The organism is Oleiphilus sp. HI0067 (assembly GCF_001635735.1).
Window position 1 is genome coordinate 1 of sequence record NZ_LWFI01001006.1, and the last position, 3,524, is coordinate 3,524.

Annotated in this window: 5 protein-coding genes; all 5 read right to left on the reverse strand. The window is 45.8% G+C overall.

Features of this window, described 5'->3' with window-relative positions; translation table 11 throughout:
- A partial coding sequence (locus A3739_RS13335) for a copper chaperone PCu(A)C (RefSeq protein ID WP_156502577.1) occupies positions 1-209 on the reverse strand: 209 nt, incomplete at its 3' end.
- Between the two features lie 23 nt (positions 210-232).
- Entirely contained in the window at positions 233-1,333 is a 1,101-nt protein-coding gene (gene hemH, locus A3739_RS13340; RefSeq protein ID WP_068501639.1) for a ferrochelatase, read from the reverse strand.
- Positions 1,333-2,058: an ElyC/SanA/YdcF family protein gene (locus A3739_RS13345; protein ID WP_082878401.1), complete on the reverse strand. Its 726-nt coding sequence runs from the start codon at positions 2,056-2,058 to the stop codon at positions 1,333-1,335. Before A3739_RS13345 ends, hemH begins: the two co-directional genes overlap by 1 nt.
- A gap of 41 nt (positions 2,059-2,099) precedes the next feature.
- The gene (locus tag A3739_RS13350; RefSeq protein ID WP_068501643.1) at positions 2,100-2,831 is read right to left on the reverse strand and encodes a DUF2914 domain-containing protein; all 732 of its coding nucleotides are present in this window, start codon (positions 2,829-2,831) and stop codon (positions 2,100-2,102) included.
- A 66-nt stretch (positions 2,832-2,897) separates the two neighbouring features.
- Positions 2,898-3,524, reverse strand: a 627-nt coding sequence (locus A3739_RS13355) for an ankyrin repeat domain-containing protein (RefSeq protein ID WP_068501708.1), incomplete at its 5' end; no start/stop codon positions are given.

Sequence of the window (3,524 nt, forward strand, 5' to 3'; positions counted from 1 at the left end):
TGAATTTCTGCTTTGTTAGCAATAGCCGATGATACTGCGATGAGCTCATCAGCATGCGAAACGTTGATCTTCGCATATGCCGCCGTCACCGTGGCATTTGGTGGCATCAAACGAACCCACGCGTCTTCTACTTTAGGCTGCGCTAATGTTTGACCAACTAGTCCCATACACATAAAGACCGCTAGAAAAGCTGTTATTACTTGTCGCATTTATATCTTCCTTTCTCTGATTTTTATTTATTTTTTTGATTGTACTTATGGCTTGAATATCGCTGTTCTCGCTCGACGTTCTCTACGCTTTCGCTTAACCCATCAAACCAAGCACCAGCCTCTTCATTAATGAAACCAATCAAGGCTTCAATATGCTCTGATCTAGAATTTAATGCCGGAATATATTCGAAGCGTTCGCCTCCAGCTTCCATAAAGTATTCCTTATTTTCTCCGGCAATTTCTTCGAGTGTTTCTAAGCAATCCGATGAAAAACCAGGACACACGACTTGTACTGATTTTACCCCTTCATTTGGAAGAGATTTCATGGTCGCATCAAGATAAGGCTTCAACCACTCAGCTTTGCCAAAACGCGATTGAAAACAGGTTAAATATTCGTCTTGATTCAATCCAAGCTGTTCGGCAAGTAAGCGGACAGTGACATGGCATTGGCAGTGATAAGGGTCTCCAGAATGGAGAAAGTGTTGAGGTACACCATGAAAAGAAAATACGAGTTTGTCGCAGCGACCATGCTCAGCCCAGTGCTGTTGAATGCTTTGGGCCAAGGCATTGATGTAGGCTGGATTCGTATGATAACTGCTAATAAATCGAAAACTGGGTAACCAACGACGTTGCGTAAAATCTGCTGCGAGATCATCAAAAACAGAGGCCGTAGTGCTTCCTGAATACTGCGGATATAAAGGCAACACAACTAGTTTGCGGCAACTCTCCGCCATCATTTGATCAAGCGTATTCGATACTGAGGGCTCACCATAACGCATTGCGAGCTCAACCATCACATTGTTGCCATACTCGGCACGCAACTTCTCACGAATGGCTTGTGTTTGCGCCAAAGAATGGAGCATCAAAGGTGAACCATCCTCAGTCCATACTTCTTTATACGCTTCAGCAGATTTGCTAGGCCTAACACGTAAAATGATGCCATGTAGGATCAGCATCCATATCAGTTTTGGAATCTCAACAACACGAGGATCCGATAAAAATTGAGCCAGATATTTACGTAGCGCTTTAGCCGTTGGAGCCTCAGGCGTACCCAGATTCACCAATAAAACGCCCACTTTATCTGCACTACGGTGTGAAAAATTCTTTTCACCTTTGAACGCCATTACACCGCCTCTTTTAGTGTTTTGTTAAGCCAAGCCCAAGACATCCCTAAATATTCATGCCACGCTGCTTGAACAATTGCCAAGTTGTTTGCTGTCGGAATCCAATCACGCCAAACCAAAGGTCGATCACCTTTTGCTTCTATGTTGGCTGGCGCAGCAATAGGTCGCATACCTAAGCTTTCAAACAACGCCATCGCACGGGGCATATGCATTGCTGAAGTCACCAATGCAAAAGGCTGCATACCAATTATATTTCGCCAAGCAAGCGCTTCCTCATACGTATCTTTAGCATTGGCTTGCAATAAAATGCGATCTGCATCAACGCCTAATAACTGCGCCGTATTTGCCGCGACTTGCGCATGACTTTGCGTATCAAACCCCGCATAGCCAGACACCAACAAGGTAGCTTTTGGTTGCAGCTTCACAATCTCAACACCGGTTAGCAAACGAGCCAAAGATGTACGATTCAATTGATGCAGAGACGCGACACGCATATCAGTCGTATGACCACCACCAAGCACCACAACGTACGGCACATCTTGCCCATCAAACGGGCTATATCGGTACTCAAGCGGCTGAGCAATAAGATGAGCGATAGGTTTGATCGAACAAAGATATAACGCTACGAGTGCCAAACACATTAGGCTCTTAGCCCAAGAGTGCTTGCCTTTCCAGCTACATAGCAAAGCAAGCAAACCAAGCGACAGCACGACCGAAACCGGCATTAATAAGCCACCGATTAGCTTCTTAAGTGTAAACAGCACGTTTAGCGAATGACTTTGAAATTCGCCAGTGCGTAGACCTCTCCCTGAGCATCGCTCACACGTACCGACCAATCACCCGTCATATACTTATCAATAAACTTACTGGAATAACTTAATTGCTCGTCAGCATTGACCGGTATACGCACCCTTGCCTGACGCTTCTCATTCAAAAACCACTCGTGAAAAAGAGTTGTACCTTGAATGTTTAGCATTTCAGTATGAAGAACGACCTTAATCAGATTCTCACCATCCATACTCACTTCATAGCCAAGCAGATCAATAGGATGTCGATTCTCATCAACACCTCGCGCTAAACTCGCCGAAATGATCGCAGGATTTAATGTAGAGATTGCCGATACGGGCGCTTGCACCGCAGTTTGCGTTAATGAAGCTGCTCGCTGAGTTAATGCCACTGGCGTAGGGTCTACTTCAGCCTCAACATCGCTCTTTAATTCGAGCGCTGCCACAACCGCTTCTTCGCTTGGCGCTTGTGTGTTCTCCATAATAGTTGTCTCTTGTGCAGCCGCAATCTTGCGCTGCTCAATTACACTCACAACGGTGGGAGTATCATTCAGTGGCTCAAAGACAAGGTAAAGCGCCGAAAAAGCGACCGCAAACACGACGCCAAAGATCAAGCCAATTCGCCCCCAAAGGACCTGAGTCTCTTCGTATTCAGAGTAATCCTCTTTCTGAGAAGGCATTGGGCCAACAGAGATTTGTTGATGGCGTGACATAATGAAGAATCCGTTGTGAGTTGTACTTAAAATTATCTTGCGAAGTTTACTTAATGCACGTACTTGTCACAATCGTGCGCCCGCCTGAACCAACATTAAGTCTAACTCATGGAGTTGCTGTTCTCGAGCAATACTTAGGCTGCTCTCCCCCATGTTAGACACGTAATTCACATCAGCCCCTGCTTCAATAACTGGCTTCACCAATAACATGCTGTTTTGTTCTACCAAGTGCATCAGTAGTGACTTCCCTTCGAACACTATGTCTACGTCAGCGCCTGCATTAATCAAGACATTAGCGGTTGTAAGATGCCCATTCATCGCCGCTTCTGTTAGTGCTGTGCGACCAGAGGCATCCGCATAGTCTAATGCCATACCGGAGCGAATAAACGCCACGACTAAATCATTCAATCCTAAACGACTAACAAGCATGAGCACACTTTCTTGTCCGGGCTGCATGGCCCAATTAGGCTGCGCTCCGGCACGTAATAAAATCTGAACCATGCGTGTTTGCTTTGCGCTGATCGCGTATCTCAGAGGTGTGTGCCCCTCAAACTCTGCATTCACAGAGTCTCCCGCCAAAATACGTTCCTTCATAGCGACTTCATCGCCTGAGGAAATCGCTGTCATCAAACCTGAGGGCTCTTTAATCGACTGCGTTGATGTATTGATTTGGAAATCGTTTGGAACCGCATT

Coding starts and splice junctions, on each gene's coding strand:
- hemH (WP_068501639.1), bottom strand. CDS start 1,333: ATGGCGTTCAAAGGTGAAAAGAATTTTTCACACCGTAGTGCAGATAAA.
- A3739_RS13350 (WP_068501643.1), bottom strand. CDS start 2,831: ATGTCACGCCATCAACAAATCTCTGTTGGCCCAATGCCTTCTCAGAAA.
- A3739_RS13345 (WP_082878401.1), bottom strand. CDS start 2,058: ATGCCGGTTTCGGTCGTGCTGTCGCTTGGTTTGCTTGCTTTGCTATGT.